Genomic DNA, 22,173 nt, shown 5'->3' on the forward strand with positions numbered 1-22,173 from the left:
TTGGTAGCGAATATAAAGAGCTTTGGCATTGATGATTATTCGCATAAACTCTGCTGTTACATGGGAGTAGTATATGGAAGTAAAAAAAATATTGTTGCCGGTAGATGGATCGGAATATTCTCTCAATGCCGCTGCAGAAGCTATTGATCTGGCAAAAAAATTTAGCGCAGAAATCATATTGCTTTATTGCAGCGAAACATTTCAAAACCTGAAGCAGTTCAAAGATTTTTCTGTAGAATCACTTGAATACGCGAATCAGGTGCTCACGCCTGTACGCGAATTGCTTGATAAGTCTGAGGTTGCGTATATCGAGCGTGTTATTGATAACTCGCCGAGCGAAGAGATTGCAAAAATGGCGAAAAAAGAGAAAGTGGACCTGATTATTATGGCTCCACGCGGAACAAACCCGCTTGCATCCATTCTGCTCGGTAGCGTTACAACCCGTGTGCTTAAGCAGTCTCCGTGTAATGTGCTTGTGGTACATAAAAAGCCATAGCGTTTTTTCTTTCTATACATACGAAAAGGTCGATTTTGTTTACTGGCAACACCATAATGGTGGTTTGTCAGTAAACAAAATCGACCTTTTTTTTATTATTCAATGTCGTGGATTTCAAATGTTGAACGCAAAAGAGTCCGGAGTTCAGAACAAGTAACCATCGGCTGAACCCCGGACTCTTTTGAGAAGCTCCGGCAGCATTTCGCCCATTGAATGCTACCGAAGAATTTGCAACACGCAGCGCTAAGTCGTTAACAAACGACCTTTACCAGATGATGTTTATGTCAGATTCATCCGGCAAACTGCGATAGAAGTTGATACGGGGGTACCATCATCTATCAGTCATTTTCCGGAAGCGGTTACACTGTTTAAATGCAGTGAGTACTCTACCTCCACTCATCTTGAGTAAATTAGTAGAAATTATCTGAACCAATTCTGTAAACGGTTTCAGTGAGACTGTAAAGCGATCCTTTTTATTTTGGAAGTACAAATAGTGAAAAAAATACCGCAGGATGTTTTGAAGAACATCTTCCTGCGGTATTTTTACTAACATTCTGAAAAGGCAATATTTATTCTGAAATTGCTACATAGTTTGAGGCTAATATTTGTTTCTAATTAGCTCTAATAAACCACCCAGTTTTACTGAGCGAGAATAATGCATGTAGCCGGAAGTAAGAAGAATACGCCAAGCACATAACACGCTGCATAACGCTTTTTGCGGCCTGCGTAATCTGCAAGCCATTCAGCACAGCGTGGAGGAATTTCGCGTAAAAATGGAATTCCGTAAATAAACAGTACGCCGGCAATATTGAAGAGCAAATGTACAAAGGCAATCTGAAGAGCAAACAGACTATTGCCGCCGATAACTGCGGTTGCTGCAAGCAGGGCAGTTACGCAGGTGCCGATGTTGCTTCCCAGAGTGAACGGGTACACTTGACGCATACTGAAGATGCCGGAGCCAACAAGCGGGATCATAAGGCTTGTTGTTGTAGAAGAAGATTGTACAAGGATAGTGATGAGCATTCCGGAAGTGATGCCTGCAAATGGCCCGCGGCCGATAGCAGTGTGGAGCATATTTTTAGCGCGGCCAACCATGAGTCTCTTGAGCAGTTTGCCCATCATGGTGATAGCGCAGAAAATTAATCCGATACCGAAAAGCGCAAGAAGAACGCCTTGAACTTCCGGTGAAAAACTACCAAGCATGCTTTTAAGAGCGCCAATAATCGGTTTGGTAATCGGCTTAATAAAGTTGATGCCTTTGATGCTCATTGAGCTGCCGCCCACGAACATAGAAGCAATCGCCAAGCTTGTTTTTTGTAGAAATCCGGTGAACATTTCTAACGGTAAGAATATTATTACCGCCATCAAGTTGAAAAAGTCATGCACGGTTGCTGCAGAAAAAGCACGTTTAAATTCTGTGCTGCATCGCATGTGTCCAGCGCTGACAATAGTATTGGTAATGGTTGTACCGATGTTTGCGCCCATGATCATTGGAATTGCGAGTGATACCGGAAGGCCACCGGCAACAAGGCCAACAATAATAGAGGTCACAGTACTTGAAGACTGGATAAGAGCGGTACAAACGGTACCGATGATGAGTCCGAGGAATGGGTTGGATGCGAAAGCAAATAATGATTTCGCCTGTCCTGCTGTAGCAGTTTTAAAACCTGCGCCAATCATGCCTACTGCAAGTAACATACAGTAAACAAGGGCAGCGATAGCGAGCCAGCGGCCAATGCTATTCAGGTTTATTTTGTCTGGGTCAGTCACAGAAGACGCTTCGTGCGTCGTTTCCGGAGAGTAAGTCATCTCAGGCATACATGCTCCATAACGGATATCTAGGTGATCGACCCGACCTGTTCAGACACACTTGCCTGCTCCTCGAGCCGTGCTCTAGATAGACATTTTATGTGACAGCTTTGTTACAGCTTTGCTGCATTGTGACCACAGTATGCAATTCAACATATATCCCGTTAAAATTCGGTGTCTTTTTGTCAGAATAATATCGATCAAAAATATCGTTCTTTATCCTCAATCTTTTTTACAGTATTGTGCATCAACTACACGTCACGTATCTGTACATGACACCTCTACGCATGAATTCATGCAGATTTCTTGACTTTTTTTATAGAGGCAGCACCCTTCACCACTGTGACGTAAGGAGCAGACATGCTAGATTTTAAGGTTGATACCGAAAAGTGCATTCAGTGCAATCAATGTGTAACAGATTGTCCGGCATCAATTATCCGTTTTGAAGGTGAATACCCGGCTATCGCTCCTTCCCGTGAAGATCGTTGCTTACGATGCCTGCACTGTCTTGCCATCTGTCCTACAGCAGCCATTTCTATGTTAAACGTAGAGCCGGAAGACTGTGTGCAGATTAAAGGCAACCTGCCATCCGAAAAACAGCTTGAAACGCTTATGCGCGGACGTCGTTCAGTACGTCGTTTTAAGCAAGAAAATGTTGAAAAAGCCCTCATCGACAGGCTCATTGATCTTGCCGCAAATGCCCCGACAGCTAAGAATGCCATGCCGCTACAGTTCACCGTTGTGGACGATATAAAAGTCATGCAGAAAATTTCAGACCATGCCTACGGGCATATTGCTACAGCAGTCAGAGCGCATCGAGTCCCTAAAGAGCTGGCGCACTTTAATGCCTTTGATAAAGTGCATGCAGGAGGGGGCGACATCGTCTTTAGAAAAGCACCGCACATGCTTGTTGTGTCTTCGCCGACAACTGGTTCATCACCCATGGTTGATATTGCCATAGCGCTCACGCACTTTGATCTCGCAGCAACAAACGCAGGTCTAGGTACCCTCTGGTGCGGGTTTGCACTGCAAGCGTTTATGTATTTTGTACCTGACTACAAAGAGCTTCTCGGCATTCCTGAAGATCATCAGGCCGCATATGTGCTCATGTTCGGAAAGTCTTCTGTGAGATACACACGTACGGTTGATCGCAAATTTCAAAAAATTCACCGCGTGACACTGTAGAGACACGAGGTTTCGGCGATATTTATTCTCGCCGAATAGCACAAGAGAACTTATATCGAGCGTCATTTCGCCAAATTAAGTAGCCAAAAAAGCTGCCCTTTGTTCAAAGGGCAGCTTTTTTTATTATTTAAGTCACTATAGTTAAGCCGCGTGAGAAATTTATCAACGGGCGGTTATCGTATAATAAAAAGTTTGAAGGGGGGGCTGGGGGGAAACTTGCAAGCTTTAGCCGTTCTCGAGGTACGAGGGATTACGGATAAAGACAGTGAAACAGTTTCCAGCCCAGCCGCCGGAGGCAACTCCCAGTCTTCTAAACTTCTTAGCTTCTACCCAATAAATTTAGCCCAAAGCTTGCGATTGCGTGCTCCGTCAAATTCACAGAAATAGATAGCTTGCCATGTTCCGAGTTGAACTCGACCATTTTCGACTATAAGCATTTGATCGGGCCCGAACATGCTTGCTTTTATGTGAGCATCGCTGTTGCCTTCCATGTGCTGGTAGTCACCTTTGTGTGGCACCAGATGTCGCATGTTTACTGTTATGTCACGGGCAACGTCTGGGTCTGCACCTTCGTTGACGGTTACTGCGCCGGTTGTGTGCGGGCAAAAAAGTAGCAGCGCGCCATCCTGCCAGTTGTTTTCGCTGACAAGCGTTTGTACTTTTGAGGTAATATCAATGAGTTCTTCACGGGTGGATGTGCGTATTTCAAGTAGTTCCATGATGTCCTCGTATGTTTGTAAGCGGTTGAATGTGTTGTATGATATGTAACACGATTGTGCGAGATCTTCTATGAGCGGGGAATAGTTGAGGAGTTGGGTTTTTTCCAATACAACATACAATCCTCTTGGCGGCAGATGTCGTCGATGAGGGCACTACACTGTACGATGCGTTGCTGTTAACGGATAAACATTCTGTGTAGCAGCATCAGTTAGGAATTATGCCAAGGAGTATCTATGCCTGTTGTAATGGGCACTGCCGGACATGTTGATCATGGTAAGACCACGCTTGTAAAAACCCTCACCGGAATCGATTGTGACAGACTGGAAGAAGAGAAAAAGCGCGGGATAACCATTGAATTAGGGTTTGCTTTCTTCGATTTGCCGGATGGCGGCAAGATGGGGATTGTGGACGTTCCGGGGCACGAAAAATTTGTTAAGAACATGGTTGCAGGTGCATCCGGCATCGATTTTGTGATGCTGGTTATTGCAGCGGATGAAGGCGTAATGCCGCAGACCCGTGAGCATCTGGAAATTTGTTCTCTCCTTGGTATCCCGACAGGCTTTGTTGCGCTTACCAAAACAGACATGGTTGACGAAGAATGGCTTGAGCTGGTGCAGGAAGACGTTAAAGCGTTTTTGCAGGGCTCATTCCTTGAAGATGCGCCAATTTTCCTAGTATCCTCGCAAACAGGCGACGGGCTTGATACCGTCCGTGCGCATATTGCCAAAATGGAGAAAGAGTTAGTACCGCAGCGCCGTTCTGACTTGTTCCGCATGCCAGTAGACAGATCGTTTACTATGCGTGGTCATGGCACCGTTGTGACGGGAACCATGGTTTCCGGCTCTCTCAATATCGGCGACGAAGTACGTTTTTACCCACATGATTTTATGGGTAAGGTTCGCGGGCTTCAAAGTCATGGCAGCGCTGTTGAAAAGGCTCCGGCAGGCAAGCGTACCGCAATCAATATAGCTGGGATAGAAGTGTCAGACGTTCATAGGGGCGATGTGCTTGCACGGCCTGATACGTTGTTCCCTTCCGACACGTGGCATATTGAGCTGACATGCCTCTCGTCGTCGCCATCACCGCTTAAAAATCGTACAGAAATACATTTCCACCACGGTGCTCGCGACGTTTTAGCGCGTCTTTATTTTCCTGATCGGGACAAACTTATGCCGGGTGAAACCGCCATTTGTGAAGTTCGTTTCCCAGAGCCAATGGTGGGCGTAGCAAACGACCGTTGTGTTGTTCGTTCTTTCTCGCCGTTGCGTACCGTGGGTGGTGGCAAATTACTGCATCCAGAAGCTGAACGCCTTCGCAAAAAGAATCCGCATTACGAAGTTATATGGAACAGCCTGCAAGAGCTTCCAAAGGCTGAGCCGGACGACAGAGTCCGTCTGCACCTAGCAATGGCAGCAGAAAAAGGCTTGTCCTTCACTCGTCTTTGCATTTTTACAGATATCGAAACCAAGAAGCTTGAAAAAATTCTTAACCTCTTGGGTGGAAAGCAAGAAGCGCTTTGTTTCGACAAAGAAGAGCGCCAGTACATAGCAGGAAAAATTCTTACTGAACTTTCAGAAAGCTGTGTTGAATTTATGGCTGCGTTTCATAAAAACGAACCGATGAAAGCTGGTCTTTCCCGCGGTATGCTTGCATCCGGTTGGGGTAAGCAGCTTTCACCTAAGCTTGTACACTTTCTTGTTGAACGACTTATTAAAGCCAAATCCATCATTGTAGACGGTGATGTTCTGCGTTTACCAGCGCACAAAGTATCCATGGCAGCGGATCAGGAAGGCTTACGTAAAACCATCCTTGAAGCATACGAAAAGGGCGGAATTACTCCCCCGAACCTCAAAGAGGTTCTCGAGCCGCTCGGTGTGGAAGTAAAAGAAGCCGTCCCAGTACTCAAGCTTATGGAAGAAAAAGGCGAGATGGTGAAAGTGAAAGACACTCTCTACTATCACGCGCCAGCGCTGGAAAAAGTAAAAGAAATGGTATGCGAATATCTTTCCAACCATGACGACATGGGGCCCGGACAGCTGCGCGAAATCGCAGGGCTTTCACGCAAGTACGCAATCCCGTTGCTTGAATATTTTGACCGCGTGCGGTTAACCATGCGTATCGGTGACAAGCGCCAGCTTCGCGGTACTGGTAAAGTGTAGTTAGGTTATTTGGGTGTAGTGGGCTTTGCCTCTGGCGGGTCTTCGACGAGCCTCCGGCGGCTGGGCTGAAACTTTTTGGAAAAAGTTTCCCCCAGACCCCCTTCCAAAACTTTTATTATGCGAGGTGAGCACGTTTTTTACGCAACCTCGCGGCTTATACTCCACTACCTTTCAAAAAATAAAAAAGGGCTGTCCTTCATATGAAGGACAGCCCTTTTTGCTATTCAAGTCAGTCGAATTAAGCCGCGTGAGAAATCTATCAACGGGCGTTCATCGCATAATAAAAGTTTCTGGAGATTCTTAAGAACCTCTTGCAAGAGGTTCTTAAGCCGCCGGAGGCTCGTCGAAGACCCGCCAGAGGCCCCAAAAAGTTATTACAGCTTATTGAAACTTATTTTCCTAACGGATCGACATCCGATTCAGTCGCAAAGAAAAGCTCTTTGTCGTAAGGGCCGAAAGACTTGGTGTCTCCGAGGAGCGTGAAGAATTCTATGCGTGAATAGCGGCGGAGCCGTTCTTCGGTCACGCCGTGAGCTTTGTAGTACTCCTCGCGATGCTGAGGATCGCGAGATTCTGTGAGATCGTACACTGCGTCATTGGTTTCACCCCATGCGTGCAGTACCCATTTGGTGCCGTCGTAAAGCCAACCGTGCACGATTGTACAATCTTCACATTCGCTTCCAACTTCAATTACAGCTTCAAAACTTTGTTCTTTATGTTCCATGACATGTTCCTTTTTCTATCAGATGACGTTGAAAGACTTAGCAGTTGCGCTCTGCCATGAATACGGAACCAAGAGCGTTGCCGACGGCGAAATGGTCGGGGAAAGCTATGGTTGTATTCAGTCGTTTTGCAACGTTTGTGAGCAAATATGGTGCGGCTGCACCTATTCCGATCATTGGTACGTTGAGTGACACAGAAATTTGTAGCAGCTTGTTTTCTTCTCTGTTTGCGAGATAACCGGCGAGATTGCCGCCTATTTCACGTTTGGAAAGGTGCCGCAGTACTGTTTCTTCGATGATGCGTTCTGCTTGTGTGATTACGCGTTGTGCGAATTCTTTTGCAGTACAGCCTTCAATGTCTGCTAATACTTGAGCGGCGTTGAGAGCAGTGGCGGAGTCACCGATGTCGAGCTTTTCAAGAACATGCAGTGCGTCTGTCGGAGTAAAGCCTACTTCTATGATGTGTTGTTTGTGAAGCAGTTTGGTCAGCTCTTGTTCGAAGGTTATTTCGGCAATGCTTAGGTGTTTTAACAGCACTTGAGGCGTCATAGAGCCATGTTCTGTAAGACATGTGAGTAGTGCAGACTTTTTGATGATTTCTGGCGTGAGATCCGGTGCCATTGTGATGCAACGTGAAATCTTGCCTTGGCCTATCCATGATTCCGGAGCGGGGATTTCCCGCGCCATACAGATTGGCGTTACCCGCGCAGGGCCTACCTGCATTGGTTTACCTTGTGTCAGCTGCACGAGGCTGTCACCACCGATTCCAACAGTAAACATCTCCACAGCTTCTACGTGGGTTTCCCATTTGCCAATAGACATGCCCGCGGTATCTACCACTGGCTTACCATCTTTAATGAGCGTTATGTCTGTTGTAGTGCCGCCTACGTCGAGGATGAGGGCATCGGTTGTGTTGGTAGTTTTTGCACCGAATAATGCTGTAGCTGCGGGGCCGCTGGCAATTGTTGATGCAGCGTGCATAAGTGCTTCTTGCATATGCATCGCTGTTGCGTCACCGCGCACTACGAGTACTTCGCCTGTAATGCCGCAGGCGGAAAGTGCGTTACGTATGCCGGAAAGAAATTTTTGCATAACTGGTAGAAGCTGCGCATTAAGACATGCGGTGGATGCACGCTCCTTCATGCCAGCACGGGAGCTTGCCTCGTGCGAACAAAATACAGGGGCATCACTCACCAGCTTAACGGCTTTTGCTGCAACAAGCTCGTGTACAGGATTCATAAACGCCATAGAACTGCATACTGCCCATGCTTCTACGTCGTTTTTCAATTCATTTACCCCGTCGACAATGTATTGAATGCCTAGGGGCTTCACTTCTTCCCCTTTAATGGTGTGACCACCGGGGACAAAGCGAGCGGCAACAGCTGGAACTTCTAGCCGCTGGTTAAAGCCAATGACGAAAAGTGCTACGTCTGCGCCTTTGTTTTCCACTAATGCGTTAGTTGCTAACGTGGTGGAAACGCATGTTCTGATAATGTCAGCCGGATTAATGTGAGATGCTGCCAACACCTTCTCAACAACCGCCTGAATGCCTTTCTGGATGTCATAGTGCGTTGTGGGGCTTTTGGCTGTTGTAATAACACTCCCCGAATCCAACGCCACAATAACTGCATCTGTATATGTTCCACCGGTATCAATACCAATACAGTACCGTTTGTTACTTCCCATTGCGCGTACTCCCATACATGAATGAGCGCCCAGACTACCGTTTGAACAGGTGGTTTGGCAACTGAGTGCGAAACATACGCAATATAATGCAATTATAACTGTATCTAATTAAAAAATGTGCAATTTATAATGCTATTATAAGTCATTCTAATACGAAATCTTTGTTCAAGACTGTATTTATACGTAGCTACATTAAAACAAACTTTACTTCTTCGTTAATCAACCTTCATTGCATTTCAAGCGATTCTTGTCGAAGTAATATGGAATGGAACAGACGGTATATGACGATTCAGTGCGCAGCGTATGAATTACTGGTAATGGTAATGACTATACAAAACTCGCATTAAAGAAACTATCTCAGCTGCGAACGCAAGTAACACTCTCTCTAAGATTACAACAGTTTTTTTAAGTAATAGAATAGTGCCTTTTTTATCTTAAGAACACTATTCCAACATAATATAATGGAAATGTTATATTTTACTACGTAGCCTCAGCTAAGAATTTAAGAAGCTAGTATTAATGTCTGAACAGTGCCGATGTTCGTTTAAGGATGCTTAATACGTGTGGGATAGGTTGCAATGAATTATGTGGCGTAACGGAAGGAGGACGTAATGGAAGAATATCTGAAGCAGGCTTTAGATATTGTAAAAGCACAGGCGAGTGTTCGCACCATGACCGAAGATGAACTCGGCTCAATGATGCATAAATTAGCATTCGGTATTAAACAGATTGCTGAAGGCGCTCAAGAAGAAGTGGTGCAAGAGCCGATAATGGAGCCTGGGAAAGCCATTAAAGAAAAATCAATTACCTGCCTTGAATGCGGTAAGGCATTTAAAATTCTTACCCGCAAACATTTACTCTCGCATGAACTGTCTATGCACGAATACCGCGAAAAATATGGCTACAAAAAAGGCATTCCGCTTGTTTGTAAGTCACTGCAGCGTGAGCGTAGAAAAAAAATGAAAGACATGCGCCTGTGGGAAAAACGTAAGAAGAAAGTCGAGTAGACAACTTTTTGCCCCACTATGTAGGTTGTGTAAATCTACAACAAGGCCGTGCTATAAATCTGGCAAGAAAAAACCCGCATTGGATTGACTCCAAAGCGGGTTTTTAGTGTTTGTTTGTAACTTAGCGAATTTCGCGGGTCGTACTGAATACAACCTTCGGGTAACGTTCCTGAGCAGACTCGAGCTTCCAAGGGTTTGGAGCCAGATACGCAAGGCATCCCTCAGCATCAATAGCGAGGTCGCTGCGGTAGTAGTCTTTAAATTCTGCCAGAACTTTTTCATCATCGCTGCTAATCCAGCGGGCAGTTGTAATCATACACGGTTCGTAGAGTGCGTTTACGCTGTACTCTTCTTTCAAACGGTGAACGATTACGTCAAACTGGAGAATACCAACGGCGCCAAGAATGTAATCACTGTTGGAAATAGGGCGGAACAGCTGTACTGCCCCTTCTTCTGCCAGCTGCTCAAGACCTTTCTGCAACTGCTTGCGCTTCATAGGATCTCTAAGCTGTACACGGCGGAAATGTTCCGGTGAAAAGTTCGGAATACCCACAAATTTCAGCTCTTCTTTGGTGGTAAAAGTATCACCAATTTTGATAGTGCCGTGGTTGTGGATACCGATAATGTCGCCTGCGTAGGCTTCATCAATACCGGTTCTGTCCTGCGCCATAAAGATGGTCGCGTTGGCAATGGTAAAATCTTTGCCCACACGGTGATGTTTTACTTTCATGCCACGGGTAAATTTACCGGAACAGATACGCATAAATGCGATGCGGTCACGGTGGTTTTTATCCATGTTTGCCTGAATTTTGAAAACAACACCTGAAAAATCTTCTTCAAACGGTGATACTTCGCGTGTTGTGGAAGGGCGGCTTTTCGGAGCAGGAGCCAATTCAACAAAAGCATCCAGCATTTCCTGCACACCAAAGTTGTTGATCGCGGAACCGAAGAATACAGGAGTCTGCTCACCTTTAAGGTAGCGCTCTTTATCAAACGGGTTACCAGCGCCTTCAAGCAGTTCCAGTTCGTCACGAAGCTGGTCTGCAAAATCACCAAGGTATTCTTCAAGGCGAGGATCGTTCACATCGTTGAAAACGAGACCTTCCTGAGCTTTACCTTCATGCACTGAACTGAACAAGTGTAACTCGTTCTTGTAGATGTTCCATGTGCCTTTAAAGTCCAAACCCATGCCGATAGGCCATGTGAGTGGAACGCACTCGATTTTCAAGCGCTCTTCAATATCAGCCATAACATCCAGAGGATCGAGACCCTCACGGTCAAGTTTGTTAACAAAGGTAACAATAGGAGTGTTACGCAGGCGACAAACGTCCATGAGTTTCAAAGTCTGTGTTTCTACACCTTTTGCGGAGTCGATAACCAGCAAGCCGGAGTCAACCGCAGTGAGTACACGGTAGGTATCTTCAGAGAAGTCCTGGTGACCCGGTGTGTCGAGCAGGTTGATTTCATGCCCTTTGTATTCAAACTTCATAACAGAGGAAGTAACAGAAATACCACGTTCCTGTTCCATGGCCATCCAGTCAGAGGTCGCGTGGCGTGCCGCTTTACGGGATTTTACTGAACCCGCCATCTGAATTGCACCACCGTACAACAATAATTTTTCTGTAAGGGTGGTTTTACCGGCATCCGGGTGACTGATGATGCCGAATGTACGGCGCTTATTAACTTCGCGTTCTAAAGCTTTACTCATGGTTATTCCTCTGTATCCGTTTTGCTAACAAAAACGGTGCGATCTCGCAAAAAACAGCGCGTTTTACCGCGCTGCTGTATGTGCTGATATTGTAAGTGTAAAATTTTCATCTTACACTGTTGATGACTGCGTATTCCACAAAGAACCCGCTTTGGTCAAGAAAGAAGAGGTACGGGTGCCTCCACTTCTTCTTTATATAATGTATTGGGCGTTCGGTATGCGTACCATTTTGGCAAATTACACCACATACATTTTCACCCTGCCTATCTTCTGCTAAACTGCGCATACATCTTTTATGAGGCAGGAGAGACCTATGCAGATAGAACGAATGAATCTTGTGCGAAAAATTTCTAAATTGCCAGCCGCACAAAGTGTTATCTATTGGATGCGCTGCGAACATAGAGCACAAGATAATTGGGGATTACTCTACGCGCTACAGGAAGCGGAGAGCCAACATCTGCCATTGCTTGTTCTTTTTTGCCTGTCCGGTTCCACCCCGAATGGCTCATACAGGCAAAAGCAGTTTCTTTATGACGGAATTCAGGAAACCAAAAAATCTCTCGAACAGTTAGGTATTCCCTTCATAAATTCAAATGCACAGCACCCCGAAGAATTTGCAGAGCTCATTACGACTTTTGCCCCCTACATGGTCGTAACAGACCAATCCTCGTTAAAGCCTCAGCAGTTATGGCTTCATGCTATACAAAATCATACAGAATGCGCCATTGCCGAAGTCGATGGGCGCAACATAGTCCCTCTTCGTCATGTGTCAGACAAGCAGGAATACGCGGCTCGCACGATTCGTCCAAAAATTCACCGCTTACTCGAGCAGTTCCTCACGCCGTTTCCAAGGCTCACAGCTCCCAAAGTCGTCTGGCAAGGTGACACGCATTCAGAAGCGTTCAAGCCGCCACAAGCAGGGCAGGACAATTCTGTTGCCGTTCCCCATTTCAAGTCAGGTGAAAAAGCGGCTCAAGATGTTCTTCAGCATTTTGTGAACAAAAAAATCCACAAGTATCTTCTCAGAAATGATCCGACAAAAGATGCCCTTTCAAATCTTTCACCATACCTGCACTACGGAATGCTTTCAGCCCAGCGTGCCGTATTGGAAACACTGGAACACCCGCAAGTCCCCGTCGAAGCAAAAGAGGTGTTTCTGGAAGAGTTAGTCGTACGCCGTGAGCTTGCAGACAATTTTTGTTTCTACAACCCGCTTTATGATTCCACAAAATCTTTCCCTCAGTGGGCACAAAATACTCTTGAAAAGCATCGTTCCGATCCGCGCGACTACATCTATTCACTCAAAGAGTTGGAACAGGCAGAAACCCACGATCCACTTTGGAATGCTGCGCAGCAGGAACTCGTGTATCAAGGAAAAATGCACGGTTACATGCGCATGTATTGGGCAAAAAAAATATTGGAATGGACAACTTCGCCCGAGGAAGCAATGCATCACGCCATTTACCTCAATGATACCTATTCACTCGATGGCGTCGATTCCAACGGATACACCGGCATCGCATGGTCCATCGGTGGAGTGCACGACAGAGCATGGCGCGAACGCCCAGTGTTCGGCACAATTCGATACATGAACTACAACGGTGCCAAGCGAAAATTTAATGTCGATGAGTATATTGAAAAGGTCAGGCTGGCTGTTGAACAGGTTGGTAAGCCGTAAGTTGCTTGTTTAGCCTCCGGCGGGTCTACGACGTTTTTGGGGTAAGGCTTTTGTCTCCGACGGCTGGGTGAAACCCTGTTACACTGTCGCTATCTGTAATCTCTCATTCTTCGAGAACAGCTACCGCTTTGAAAAAGGGTTCTCCCCCAGACCCCCTTCCTAAAACTTTTATTATGCGAAGTACGTCCGTTAATAGACTTCTCACGCGGCTTAGCTGTACTGACTTGAATAATAAAAAGGCTGTCCCTCATACGAAGGACAGCCTTTTCTCATTTCACGAAAGGTAATGGAGCATAAGCCGCGAGGTTACGTAAAAAACGTGCTGAACTCGCAGATAAAAGTTTTTGGAGAGTCCAGAGAACCTTGTTTCAACAAGGTTCTTTGGCCGCCGGAGGCAAGCACCGCAGGTTCGCCGAAGGCACCCCGCTGCTAAGCCTAATCCCGGTCTGCTGCAAAAACTAAAGCTTCAATGAGCCTCTGAATTCTTCCAGATCGGTGATGTTCAGTTTCGCCATCAGCTGTTCGAGCTGATCCACGAGACGGAACGAGAAATCTGGACGCAGGAAGTTTGCGGTACCGACTTGTACGGCATGCGCGCCTACGAGGATGAATTCGAGGACATCTTCTGCTGATGCAATGCCGCCCATACCGATTACGGGAATGGAAACAGCTTTACATACCTGATGCGTGCAGCGCAGCGCTACTGGTTTGATTGCAGGCCCTGAAAGACCGCCGATTACGTTTGCGATAAGCGGCTTACGGGTGCGAATATCCACGCCCATTCCGGAGAGTGTGTTGATGCAGGAAATAATGTCTGCACCGGCACCTTCTACGGCTTTAGCGATGGTGGTGATGTCGGTAACATTCGGGCTCAGTTTGATAATAACTGGCTTGTCACCGGCAGCTTTTTTAACAGATTCTGTTACGCGTGCTGCCAGCTTCGAATCTTGTCCGAAAAGAATGCCGCCTTCCTGTACGTTAGGGCAGGAAATGTTCACTTCGATTGCTGCGATGCCTTCTTCTGCTGCGAGCACTGCGGTGAGTTCACCGAACTCGGCAGGGTCACATGCGTAGATGTTAGCAATAACAGGCAGCTCAGCGGTTGGAAGCTTCGGCAATTTTTCAGTGATGAAATTTTCTACACCGGAGTTTTGCAGACCAACGGCATTGAGCATACCGCATGGAGTTTCTGCAATACGTGGCATCGGGTTACCCGCACGCGGTTCAAGGGAAAGCCCTTTTACCACAATACCACCGAGTGTTTTAAGATCGCCGTACGGGGCAAACTCTACACCGTATCCGAAAGTACCGGAGGCGGTGAGAATTGGGTTCTTAAACTGTAAACCGGTAGAGCCTGGAAGCGTTACGTTCATAGTCATTGTAGCCTCCTACTCTTCGTCGAGGATAATTTGATCTGCCCAGAATACAGGCCCGTGCTCACATGCTTGTGCGCGACCGGCTGCAACACCTTTGGCAGTCATTTTATCTGTTGTTTTAGTTACACAACCCAAACATGCGCCAACGCCGCATGCCATACGGTTTTCGAGAGAAAGCTGACAACGTGCGTTATGCTTTGCTGCAAATGCCTGCACCGCACGTAAGAACGGGGTAGGGCCGCAAGCAAGCACAAGGCCGTCAGTTTCTGCGTATTCTTTGATGCTTGTTTCAACCAAATCAAGAAAATGTGCTAAATCATCAGGGCCGCGTTCAAGGTGGCTTGCTGCTGTAATGCGTTCATTGATTGATTCAAACGGGTAGCAGTTCAAAGGCATTCTGTGCCCGAACTCCATATGCAGGTTCCACGGTTGTGGATGCTTCTGTGCGTAGGCAACAAGCGGCGCAATGCCGATACCACCTGCGAGCAGCAGTGTAGGGGTTTTATCCTCTACAACGAATGGAGTACCTAACGGTCCCCATACCACAACTTTGTCACCGGCTTTCAGATCTGCAAGACGGCGTGTTCCGCGTCCTACAACCTGAAAGAAAATTACGAGATCGCGTTTACTTACGCGACAAATTGAAAAGGGACGCGCCCACATCATATCAAGCGCCCACCCTTCCGGGCGAAGCATCACAAATTGGCCTGGCTTCCAATCTGCCCATTCCGGGCGCTCAATGCGTAGGGCGAAAAAGAGACTTTCGCCGGATACTGTTCCAAAGGGAACATTATCTAGAACTGTAAGTGTAGTGCATTGTTCCTGATGCATAATTCCTGTAACCTCATTGCAATTTCTTAAGGCATGTTAGACCTGCCCAAAGCGTGCAAATCCTGATAGTAAAGTATTACCCGAACGTCGAGCCGTTTACGTGTACGTTCTTTCTCCTCTAGTCGCAATCAATACTTTGGGGCAAAATCGAGTTTACAGTTTCCATTTTTTTTAACGGAACGCCCCATCGGCATGAACCTATCACAGAAATAATATCTACTGTAACTTTTTCATACATTCATTAAGCATACAAGCACAGTAGAAATGAAATTCCCTGCACACACTGCTGCTTTGACACCGATCCAAACGTCTTTTGGGTTGTGTAATGTTAAAAAAGAGTTTCCTCAGGTAGTGTATTAGAGTTGCCAACGGGGAGTTCAATGGTTATGTGCTACAACGCAGACAACGACGAAAATTTTTTCCGCCAGCAAAATTTTTTCAACTAATTGCACGGCAATTGGTTGAACCACCTAGGTGCGGCGGACCATAAGAGATATATATATGCAAAATAAACCTGAAATTTTGGCACCTGCCGGTGATAAAAACGCGTTTCTCGCAGCAATAGCTGCGGGTGCTGACGCGGTATACCTTGGCTTGAAACATTTTTCTGCCCGTATGGCGGCGGATAACTTCTCCTCTACCGAGCTTTCTAAGATGGTAGAGCTTGCCCACAAAGAAGACCGTAAGGTCTACGTGGCAATGAACACACTTGTTAAGCCGGGTGATCCTGATTCCGCTGCACGCCTCATTGGCAGACTTCAGCGTGATGTACAGCCGGACGCACTTATCATGCAGGATTTAGGCATGGTTGAAGTGGCAAAACAGGTTGGTTTTAAGGGCGAATTGCACCTTTCTACATTGGCGAACGTTACCCACCCTGCTGCATTTAAAGTTGCACAGGAAATGGGCGTAGACCGCATCATTCTTCCACGTGAACTGGATATTGATGAAGTACGTCAGTGCAGCGATGCATGTCCTGAAGACATGTCTCTTGAAATGTTCGTACACGGTGCGCTTTGCTACTGTGTATCCGGACGTTGCTACTGGTCCAGCTACATGGGCGGTAAATCCGGTCTTCGCGGTCGCTGTGTTCAGCCTTGTCGCCGCGTGTACCAGCAGAAAGCTCGAAAAGGGCGTTTCTTCTCTTGTCAGGATTTGTCTTTGGACGTTCTGGCAAAAACACTTCTTCCTATTGAAAATCTCAAGTCATGGAAGATTGAAGGCCGTAAAAAGGGCCCTCACTATGTGTACTACGTAACTACAGCGTACAAACTGCTTCGTGATAATCCAGATGATCCGAAAGCGCGTAAACAGGCAGAGCAGATTTTGGAACAGGCGCTTGGTCGTCCTTCCACTCACAGCACTTTCCTGCCGCAGAAACGTCGTTCTCCTGTTGATCCGGGTGAACAGACAAGTTCTGGTCGCCTTGTCGGTAAGATTACCGTTGAGCCGCCTGCAAAAGCTAAAAAAGGCGAACGTACGTACCCTAAATATTTCTTCAAGCCTCGTTTCGAGCTGCTGAAAGCTGACTACCTGCGTATCGGGTATGAAGATGAGCAGTGGCACTTTACCGACCGTGTTCCGCATCCGATACCGAAAAACGGTACTTTTGTATTGCGTGCACCAGCTGGTAAACGCCCGAAAAGCGGCACTCCTGTATTTTTGATTGATCGCCGTGAACAGGAAATGATCAATCTCTTGAAAGAATGGGATGGCAAGTTGTCCCGTTGTAAAGGCAAAAAGAGTGAAGCTATCGATGCACCTCTTACCTATCCTGCAGCAAGCAAACGCCCACGTGCAGTGACCATTCTCATGCGTGATCATCTTCCGCACGGAAAAGCAGGTAAAGCAGGTAAATTTACAGATACAGCGAACGGCATCTGGCTTGGTGAACGTGCGCTGAAAACTGTTGGACGTACTCTCTTCGGTCGTATGTCCTGGTGGTTGCCACCAGTGATCTGGCCAAACGAAGAAAACAAATGGCGCTCCATGATCAAAATGGCGCTGCGTCAGGGTGCTCGTCACTTTGTACTCGGCTCACCGTGGCAGGCTGCTTTCTTTGAAGGCGCACGCAACATCGATCTTATTGCAGGTCCATTCTGTAACCCGTCCAACCCTGCTGCCATTGCAGCATTGAAAAAGATGGGCTTTAAAGGCGCTATCATTTCTCCAGAGCTTGCTCAGGAAGATATTATGGAACTGCCTAAACAGAGCTGTCTGCCGCTTGGCGTGGTTCTTTACGGTTACTGGCCTATGGGCATCTCCCGATTCCCTCTTGAAGGCGTAAAACCGAACGAGCCTTTCTATTCTCCAAAAGGCGAATGCTTCTGGCTGCGCCGCTACGGTCAGAACTCCTGGATTTACCCGGGCTGGCCTATGGATATCGAAAAGAACAAGCAGCTGCTTCTTCAGGCTGGTTACACCATGTTTGTAAAACTCATGGAAAAACCACCGTCTGTTGTTCCTGAAGCAAAACGTACTTCCCCGTTCAACTGGGATCTGAATCTGTTATAAGATTTGTAGCGTGATGCAGTAAATAGAATAAAAAAAGGCTGTCCTTCATATGAAGGACAGCCTTTTTATTTTGGTCAGAGATACTTTGGTCAGCTAATAGCAGCCCCAAAGCTACTGTTACTGATCAGCTTCTTTTTCGAGTGTATTCTCGAGCTGACGATCTGTGTCAGTATCAAGAGGCTGGTCTAAAGCAGAAGTGTCATCTTTGCGTTCTGCGGCAACATCTTCTTTGATATCGCTAGCAATATCAGCTTGCAGGCCATGACCTGTTTCGTTGATGATGTCGCTTGTTGTAAGCCCCGGAACTTTACGGCCGGTTGCGTTGTACAAGGATGCTACAGAGATCATGTAGTCACCGCGAGCGGTAATCAGAGAAGCTTCTGCAGAAGATAAGTCAGACTGTGCATCAAGTACATCAGTGTTGGTACCAACCTGTGCCTGATAGCGTGCTACAGCCATACGGTATGCTTCTTCTGCTGCGGCAACGGTTTTTTCTGCTACTTTAATACGCTTTGCAGCGGTGATAATGTTCAAGTAGCGAGATTTAACTTCAAACGCAGCTTCCTGCCATGTGTTTGCTTCAGTAGCTTTAACAGAAAGTACGTTCTGCTTTGCGCTGGTTGTTGCAAAATAGGTGGTACCCCAGGAGAAGAGGCTCCATTCAAGTGTTGCACCAACTGAAGTGTTTTCGAGAGGAGCCGTATTGTTGCTGTTATCGAATCCGCTAACATCAAAGCCGTCACCATTTTTCACATATTCAACAGAAGCGGAAATTTGTGGGTAAAAGTCGCTTGCTGCGAGAGTTACTTGTTCCTGAGAAATCTCAGTTGCCTTACGGGCAATAAGAATGTCAGGGCGGTAATGAGCAGCGGTATCAAGGCTAACTTCAAGTGGCTGTTCGAACGGGAAATATGCAAGTTCGCCTTCGTATTGAATATGTGCATTAACAGGCAGGTTAAGAAGCGTGTTCAGACGGGCTTCCTGAATAACAACCGTATTCTGTGCAGAAATGAGGGTGTCTTCAGCTTCAGAAAGCTGTGCTTCAGCACGCAGAACATCGATACGCGGTTTGAGGCCAACATCGTAAAATGCCTGTGCAACTTTTAGCTGAGAAGCAAGACGTTCAACGGAGTCTTTAGCAGACTCAACATTTTCACGTGCTGCCAGCAGGTTAATAAAGTTCTGTTGAACAAGAAAAATAAGGTTTAATTCTGACAGTCCAAGTGCAAGCTCCTGACTTTGTGCAGTAAGGGCAGCACTGTTGTAGGTAGCAAGAATATTAAAACCAGTAAAAATTGGCTGCGAAACTGTCAGAGACCATTGGTATACGTTGTGGTTGTTGAATACACTTTTCTCCGAGTAGTTGGCTGTGTATTCAGTGCTCAAAGCTGGTCCAAAAGCACCGCGGGCGGATTTTCTGGTTTCTTCAGCGCTAGTTGCGCCTCTACGGGCAGCTTCAATGGATGGGTTATCAGCGAGGGCTTTCAGCACAGCCTTTTTTAGAGTAAAAGTTCCTGAGAACAGGATGTCAGCAGTGTCTTCTGGCTTAATTGCGTTTGAGGCCTGTTTGATTTCAGCAGCCACAGCAGAACGTTCAGCCGGGGATGCTTCGCGGTCAATCTTAACATCCTGCGGAACGTCTTCCTGTGAGGTCATCTCTTCTGCATAAACAGGCGCTGCTATAATGATACTCAGCATTATGAGTAAAAGCAGCTGTTGCCAACGGGGGCATCTCATGGTCGGGTCTCCTTGCGTTTGTCTCAAAGACTCGCAGCTAGCACCATAAAAGAATATTCGACGAAGAATAAACACTTTTAAGGGCTGTTTCAAGGGTAAGGGGATAAAAACACTGATCTATACGTAATATAACGTTGTGTTTCAGGTATGCTTCCGTGTGTGAGGAGAAGCACTGAATGATCAGGATAATTCCTAAGTAGTTATAGGATTCAAACACTGTTTGAAAAGCTAGTTTCTACTCAAAATCACGTACTACCGCAAGGCACTTTCGGTTACAAGCGAAAAACAGGGTGCTTTTTTGCCTGATGCTATGTGAACCTGCATAAAAAAAGTCATTAATTATAATTTAATTCAAAAAATATTAGATGGATATGGAAGAACTTTAAACCGCAACATATTTAGGGTACAACGCATCAGGTTAAAAATAAAATTATCCGTAACATCAACCGGAGAAATATATGGGCGATACCAACATCTTCATGCTCATCGGGCAAGCGACAATTGTTGTAAAAATTGTACTTGGAATGCTTGCACTTATGTCCATCATTAGTTGGACAATTATGTTTAACAAGTGGCTCACACTTGCTTCTGCTAAGAAACGTGCCTCAAAAGGCATTAATGCTTTTCAAGATGCTAAATCGCTACGCGAAGCTGTTCAGGCCGTAGGCACTGATGCTTCTTCCCCCCTCTTTTTCGTAGCACAGCAAGGCGTGGATGAATACACACGTCTTCGCGATAACGTAAATTCTTCAACCGTCATTGCAGACAACGTTCAGCGTTCTTTGGAACAGGGCGTGTCTATGCAGTCTGCATCTCTTTCCGGCGCATTGCCGTTTCTTGCGACATGTGCGAACTCTGCACCGTTTATCGGTCTGTTTGGTACTGTATGGGGTATTATGCACGCCTTCCAGACCATCGGTCAGATGAAATCAGCAGCATTGGCAGCTGTAGCACCGGGTATTTCCGAAGCACTGGTAGCAACAGCTATCGGCCTTGCTGTGGCAATTCCTGCTGGCATCGGCTACAACATGTTCCTTGGCAAACTGCAGGACATTGAAGTGCAGCTTAATTCTTTTTCCGGTGTATTTTTGAACCGTGTGCAGCGTGAATTACACACACAGCGTCCAAAACGTACTACCGGCGAAGGGTAGCACGCATGGCTATATCTATCGGAAATAAAAAAGGCTTTGTGTCTGAAATCAACGTGACGCCTTTTGTAGACGTTATGCTGGTTTTGCTCATCATTTTTATGGTGACAGCACCACTTATGACACAGGGGCTGGACGTAGAACTGCCACAAACAGAAACTGTTTCCGCTTTGCCATCAGATAAAGATCATTTAATACTTACCATCGATAAGAACGGTAAGATGACGCTTGATGACTACGCTGTAACAGAAAAGGATCTTCCGGGGCATCTGGAACGTCTTGTAAAAAAACAAAATAAACAGCTATTCTTGCGTGCTGATACAAATGTAGCATATGGAAAAGTTGTTAATGCGATGGGCATTATTAAAGGTGCAGGCATCGATAATTTAGGAGTTCTCGCTGAAACTCCAGAAACCCCGCCCGCAAAAAAATAGGTGTTTGTAACATGCGCTCTTTGAGTATGTTGTTCTCCCTATGTCTTCATTTAGGGCTTATTGTCACAATCCTTTATTGGCCTGTTTCTACTATTAAGGTTCGACTGGATGTGCCTGTGTACAAGGTTAAACTTGTGCAACTGGCCAAAAAATCCAAGACCTCTCTACCTAAGCATTCAAAGCCTGTAGTTAAGGAAACAAAGCCTAAAAAGGAAACTCCTGTTAAAGAAGCTCCTAAAAAAGAAGTTCCAAAGAAGGAAGCCCCGAAAAAGGAAGTTCCTAAAAAAGAGGCTCCTAAGCAGGAAGTGACAAAGCAGAAGGCACCGGTAAAGGCCAAGCCTAAAGCAAAACCTGTTAGCGACAAAAAGAAAGATCAGCCCAAAAAAGCGGTGACTAAAAAGAAGAAGCCGCAAAAGAAAAAAGCTGTAAAAAAAGTTAACACAAAGAAAAAACCGCAAAAGAAAAAGGTGAAGAAGAAAACTCCACCGAAACCAACCCCCGAGGATCTTTTGCGGAAAGCGTTGGCATCAACTAAGGCTACTGTGAAAAAAAACGACCAGAATAAAGTTCGAAATGTCGAAAATGAGCTGGCGGCTTTACAAAAGGCAGTAGAGAAAGAAGATGCTAAAAATGCAGAACAAGGTATTGAAGGTACACCACAAGATGGTGTTATCGGCAGCATTGAAGACCTATATGCGTTAACAGTTATGGACGCCATTAGACCAAATTGGCGCTATCCAAAGCTTGCCACGCGCACCATTCTTGTTGCACAGGTACGAATAATGATTTCGAACGTAGGGGAAATCTTAGACGCCAAGCTCATAAATTCGTCTGGCCGTCCTGATTTCGATTCTTCCACGCTGCGGGCAATTGCTGAAACAGAGTCTTTGCCCACCCCTCCAAGCCCTGACCTTACGGAAATCACCCTGAACTTTAACAGTCAGGAAAAATAACTGACATAAC

17 protein-coding genes are annotated in these 22,173 nt (G+C 46.1%); 9 read left to right on the forward strand and 8 right to left on the reverse strand.

All coding sequences use genetic code 11. From position 1 onward, the window contains the following. Positions 1–73: 73 nt before the first annotated feature. Positions 74–496 (forward strand): universal stress protein, encoded by a 423-nt coding sequence (locus ACZ5V1_RS15095; protein ID WP_464389537.1) that lies wholly within the window; start codon positions 74–76, stop codon positions 494–496. Positions 497–1,135: 639 nt separating this feature from the next. On the opposite strand, the gene ACZ5V1_RS15100 is transcribed toward ACZ5V1_RS15095, so the two are convergent. Then, entirely contained in the window at positions 1,136–2,314 is a 1,179-nt protein-coding gene (locus tag ACZ5V1_RS15100; protein ID WP_464389538.1) for a Na/Pi symporter, read from the reverse strand. Between the two features lie 351 nt (positions 2,315–2,665). Between ACZ5V1_RS15100 and ACZ5V1_RS15105 the strand changes: the two genes are divergently transcribed. Further along, positions 2,666–3,490 carry a nitroreductase family protein gene (locus ACZ5V1_RS15105; RefSeq protein WP_464389539.1) on the forward strand — a complete coding sequence of 275 codons (825 nt, stop codon included), beginning with the start codon at positions 2,666–2,668 and terminating at the stop codon, positions 3,488–3,490. Positions 3,491–3,816: 326 nt separating this feature from the next. Here ACZ5V1_RS15105 and ACZ5V1_RS15110 read toward each other — a convergent pair whose 3' ends face one another. Next, entirely contained in the window at positions 3,817–4,209 is a 393-nt protein-coding gene (locus tag ACZ5V1_RS15110; protein ID WP_464389540.1) for a secondary thiamine-phosphate synthase enzyme YjbQ, read from the reverse strand. Between the two features lie 234 nt (positions 4,210–4,443). Between ACZ5V1_RS15110 and selB the strand changes: the two genes are divergently transcribed. Continuing rightward, entirely contained in the window at positions 4,444–6,369 is a 1,926-nt protein-coding gene (gene selB, locus ACZ5V1_RS15115) for a selenocysteine-specific translation elongation factor (RefSeq protein ID WP_464389541.1), read from the forward strand. A 391-nt stretch (positions 6,370–6,760) separates the two neighbouring features. On the opposite strand, the gene ACZ5V1_RS15120 is transcribed toward selB, so the two are convergent. Then, positions 6,761–7,093, reverse strand: coding sequence for a hypothetical protein (locus ACZ5V1_RS15120; RefSeq protein WP_464389542.1), 333 nt, complete (start codon positions 7,091–7,093; stop codon positions 6,761–6,763). Between the two features lie 37 nt (positions 7,094–7,130). Beyond that, positions 7,131–8,777 carry a hydantoinase/oxoprolinase family protein gene (locus tag ACZ5V1_RS15125; RefSeq protein ID WP_464389543.1) on the reverse strand — a complete coding sequence of 549 codons (1,647 nt, stop codon included), beginning with the start codon at positions 8,775–8,777 and terminating at the stop codon, positions 7,131–7,133. 611 nt (positions 8,778–9,388) lie between these two features. On the opposite strand from ACZ5V1_RS15125, the gene ACZ5V1_RS15130 reads away from it, so the two are divergent. After that, on the forward strand, positions 9,389–9,784 hold the full coding sequence (locus ACZ5V1_RS15130) for a Ros/MucR family transcriptional regulator (protein WP_160712863.1): 396 nt from the start codon (positions 9,389–9,391) through the stop codon (positions 9,782–9,784). 121 nt (positions 9,785–9,905) lie between these two features. On the opposite strand, the gene ACZ5V1_RS15135 is transcribed toward ACZ5V1_RS15130, so the two are convergent. Next, positions 9,906–11,492, reverse strand: a complete 1,587-nt coding sequence (locus tag ACZ5V1_RS15135) for a peptide chain release factor 3 (RefSeq protein ID WP_464389544.1) — start codon at positions 11,490–11,492, stop codon at positions 9,906–9,908. 313 nt (positions 11,493–11,805) lie between these two features. On the opposite strand from ACZ5V1_RS15135, the gene ACZ5V1_RS15140 reads away from it, so the two are divergent. After that, positions 11,806–13,170 carry a deoxyribodipyrimidine photo-lyase gene (locus ACZ5V1_RS15140; RefSeq protein WP_464389545.1) on the forward strand — a complete coding sequence of 455 codons (1,365 nt, stop codon included), beginning with the start codon at positions 11,806–11,808 and terminating at the stop codon, positions 13,168–13,170. Between the two features lie 458 nt (positions 13,171–13,628). On the opposite strand, the gene ACZ5V1_RS15145 is transcribed toward ACZ5V1_RS15140, so the two are convergent. Together ACZ5V1_RS15145 and ACZ5V1_RS15150 are read right to left on the reverse strand one after the other, a co-directional pair. Further along, positions 13,629–14,549, reverse strand: a complete 921-nt coding sequence (locus ACZ5V1_RS15145) for a dihydroorotate dehydrogenase (RefSeq protein WP_373792800.1) — start codon at positions 14,547–14,549, stop codon at positions 13,629–13,631. Positions 14,550–14,558: 9 nt separating this feature from the next. Beyond that, the gene (locus tag ACZ5V1_RS15150) at positions 14,559–15,377 is read right to left on the reverse strand and encodes a dihydroorotate dehydrogenase electron transfer subunit (RefSeq protein WP_464389546.1); all 819 of its coding nucleotides are present in this window, start codon (positions 15,375–15,377) and stop codon (positions 14,559–14,561) included. A 501-nt stretch (positions 15,378–15,878) separates the two neighbouring features. Between ACZ5V1_RS15150 and ACZ5V1_RS15155 the strand changes: the two genes are divergently transcribed. Then, on the forward strand, positions 15,879–17,891 hold the full coding sequence (locus ACZ5V1_RS15155) for a peptidase U32 family protein (protein ID WP_464389547.1): 2,013 nt from the start codon (positions 15,879–15,881) through the stop codon (positions 17,889–17,891). Between the two features lie 117 nt (positions 17,892–18,008). Here ACZ5V1_RS15155 and ACZ5V1_RS15160 read toward each other — a convergent pair whose 3' ends face one another. Continuing rightward, on the reverse strand, positions 18,009–19,628 hold the full coding sequence (locus tag ACZ5V1_RS15160) for a TolC family protein (RefSeq protein ID WP_464389548.1): 1,620 nt from the start codon (positions 19,626–19,628) through the stop codon (positions 18,009–18,011). Positions 19,629–20,086: 458 nt separating this feature from the next. Here ACZ5V1_RS15160 and tolQ point away from each other — a divergent pair, with 458 nt between their 5' ends. From tolQ to tolA, 3 genes are read left to right on the forward strand one after another with little or no spacing between them, the layout of a single operon-like run. Beyond that, the gene (gene tolQ, locus ACZ5V1_RS15165; RefSeq protein WP_464389549.1) at positions 20,087–20,779 is read left to right on the forward strand and encodes a protein TolQ; all 693 of its coding nucleotides are present in this window, start codon (positions 20,087–20,089) and stop codon (positions 20,777–20,779) included. Positions 20,780–20,784: 5 nt separating this feature from the next. Beyond that, the gene (locus ACZ5V1_RS15170) at positions 20,785–21,210 is read left to right on the forward strand and encodes an ExbD/TolR family protein (RefSeq protein ID WP_464389550.1); all 426 of its coding nucleotides are present in this window, start codon (positions 20,785–20,787) and stop codon (positions 21,208–21,210) included. 11 nt (positions 21,211–21,221) lie between these two features. After that, a complete protein-coding gene (gene tolA / locus ACZ5V1_RS15175) occupies positions 21,222–22,163 on the forward strand; it encodes a cell envelope integrity protein TolA (protein WP_464389551.1) in 942 nt (313 codons plus the stop codon). Positions 22,164–22,173 lie beyond the last annotated feature (10 nt).

This window comes from Halodesulfovibrio oceani subsp. galateae (assembly GCF_055397225.1).

Bases quoted from the DNA above. Each gene is read 5' to 3' on its own strand.
- ACZ5V1_RS15110 (WP_464389540.1), bottom strand. From the start codon at position 4,209: ATGGAACTACTTGAAATACGCACATCCACCCGTGAAGAACTCATTGAT.
- ACZ5V1_RS15095 (WP_464389537.1), top strand. From the start codon at position 74: ATGGAAGTAAAAAAAATATTGTTGCCGGTAGATGGATCGGAATATTCT.
- ACZ5V1_RS15100 (WP_464389538.1), bottom strand. From the start codon at position 2,314: ATGCCTGAGATGACTTACTCTCCGGAAACGACGCACGAAGCGTCTTCT.
- ACZ5V1_RS15160 (WP_464389548.1), bottom strand. From the start codon at position 19,628: ATGAGATGCCCCCGTTGGCAACAGCTGCTTTTACTCATAATGCTGAGT.
- ACZ5V1_RS15150 (WP_464389546.1), bottom strand. From the start codon at position 15,377: ATGCATCAGGAACAATGCACTACACTTACAGTTCTAGATAATGTTCCC.
- ACZ5V1_RS15125 (WP_464389543.1), bottom strand. From the start codon at position 8,777: ATGGGAAGTAACAAACGGTACTGTATTGGTATTGATACCGGTGGAACA.
- ACZ5V1_RS15170 (WP_464389550.1), top strand. From the start codon at position 20,785: ATGGCTATATCTATCGGAAATAAAAAAGGCTTTGTGTCTGAAATCAAC.
- ACZ5V1_RS15130 (WP_160712863.1), top strand. From the start codon at position 9,389: ATGGAAGAATATCTGAAGCAGGCTTTAGATATTGTAAAAGCACAGGCG.
- ACZ5V1_RS15105 (WP_464389539.1), top strand. From the start codon at position 2,666: ATGCTAGATTTTAAGGTTGATACCGAAAAGTGCATTCAGTGCAATCAA.
- ACZ5V1_RS15140 (WP_464389545.1), top strand. From the start codon at position 11,806: ATGCAGATAGAACGAATGAATCTTGTGCGAAAAATTTCTAAATTGCCA.
- ACZ5V1_RS15135 (WP_464389544.1), bottom strand. From the start codon at position 11,492: ATGAGTAAAGCTTTAGAACGCGAAGTTAATAAGCGCCGTACATTCGGC.
- ACZ5V1_RS15155 (WP_464389547.1), top strand. From the start codon at position 15,879: ATGCAAAATAAACCTGAAATTTTGGCACCTGCCGGTGATAAAAACGCG.
- ACZ5V1_RS15145 (WP_373792800.1), bottom strand. From the start codon at position 14,549: ATGACTATGAACGTAACGCTTCCAGGCTCTACCGGTTTACAGTTTAAG.
- selB (WP_464389541.1), top strand. From the start codon at position 4,444: ATGCCTGTTGTAATGGGCACTGCCGGACATGTTGATCATGGTAAGACC.
- ACZ5V1_RS15120 (WP_464389542.1), bottom strand. From the start codon at position 7,093: ATGGAACATAAAGAACAAAGTTTTGAAGCTGTAATTGAAGTTGGAAGC.
- tolA (WP_464389551.1), top strand. From the start codon at position 21,222: ATGCGCTCTTTGAGTATGTTGTTCTCCCTATGTCTTCATTTAGGGCTT.
- tolQ (WP_464389549.1), top strand. From the start codon at position 20,087: ATGGGCGATACCAACATCTTCATGCTCATCGGGCAAGCGACAATTGTT.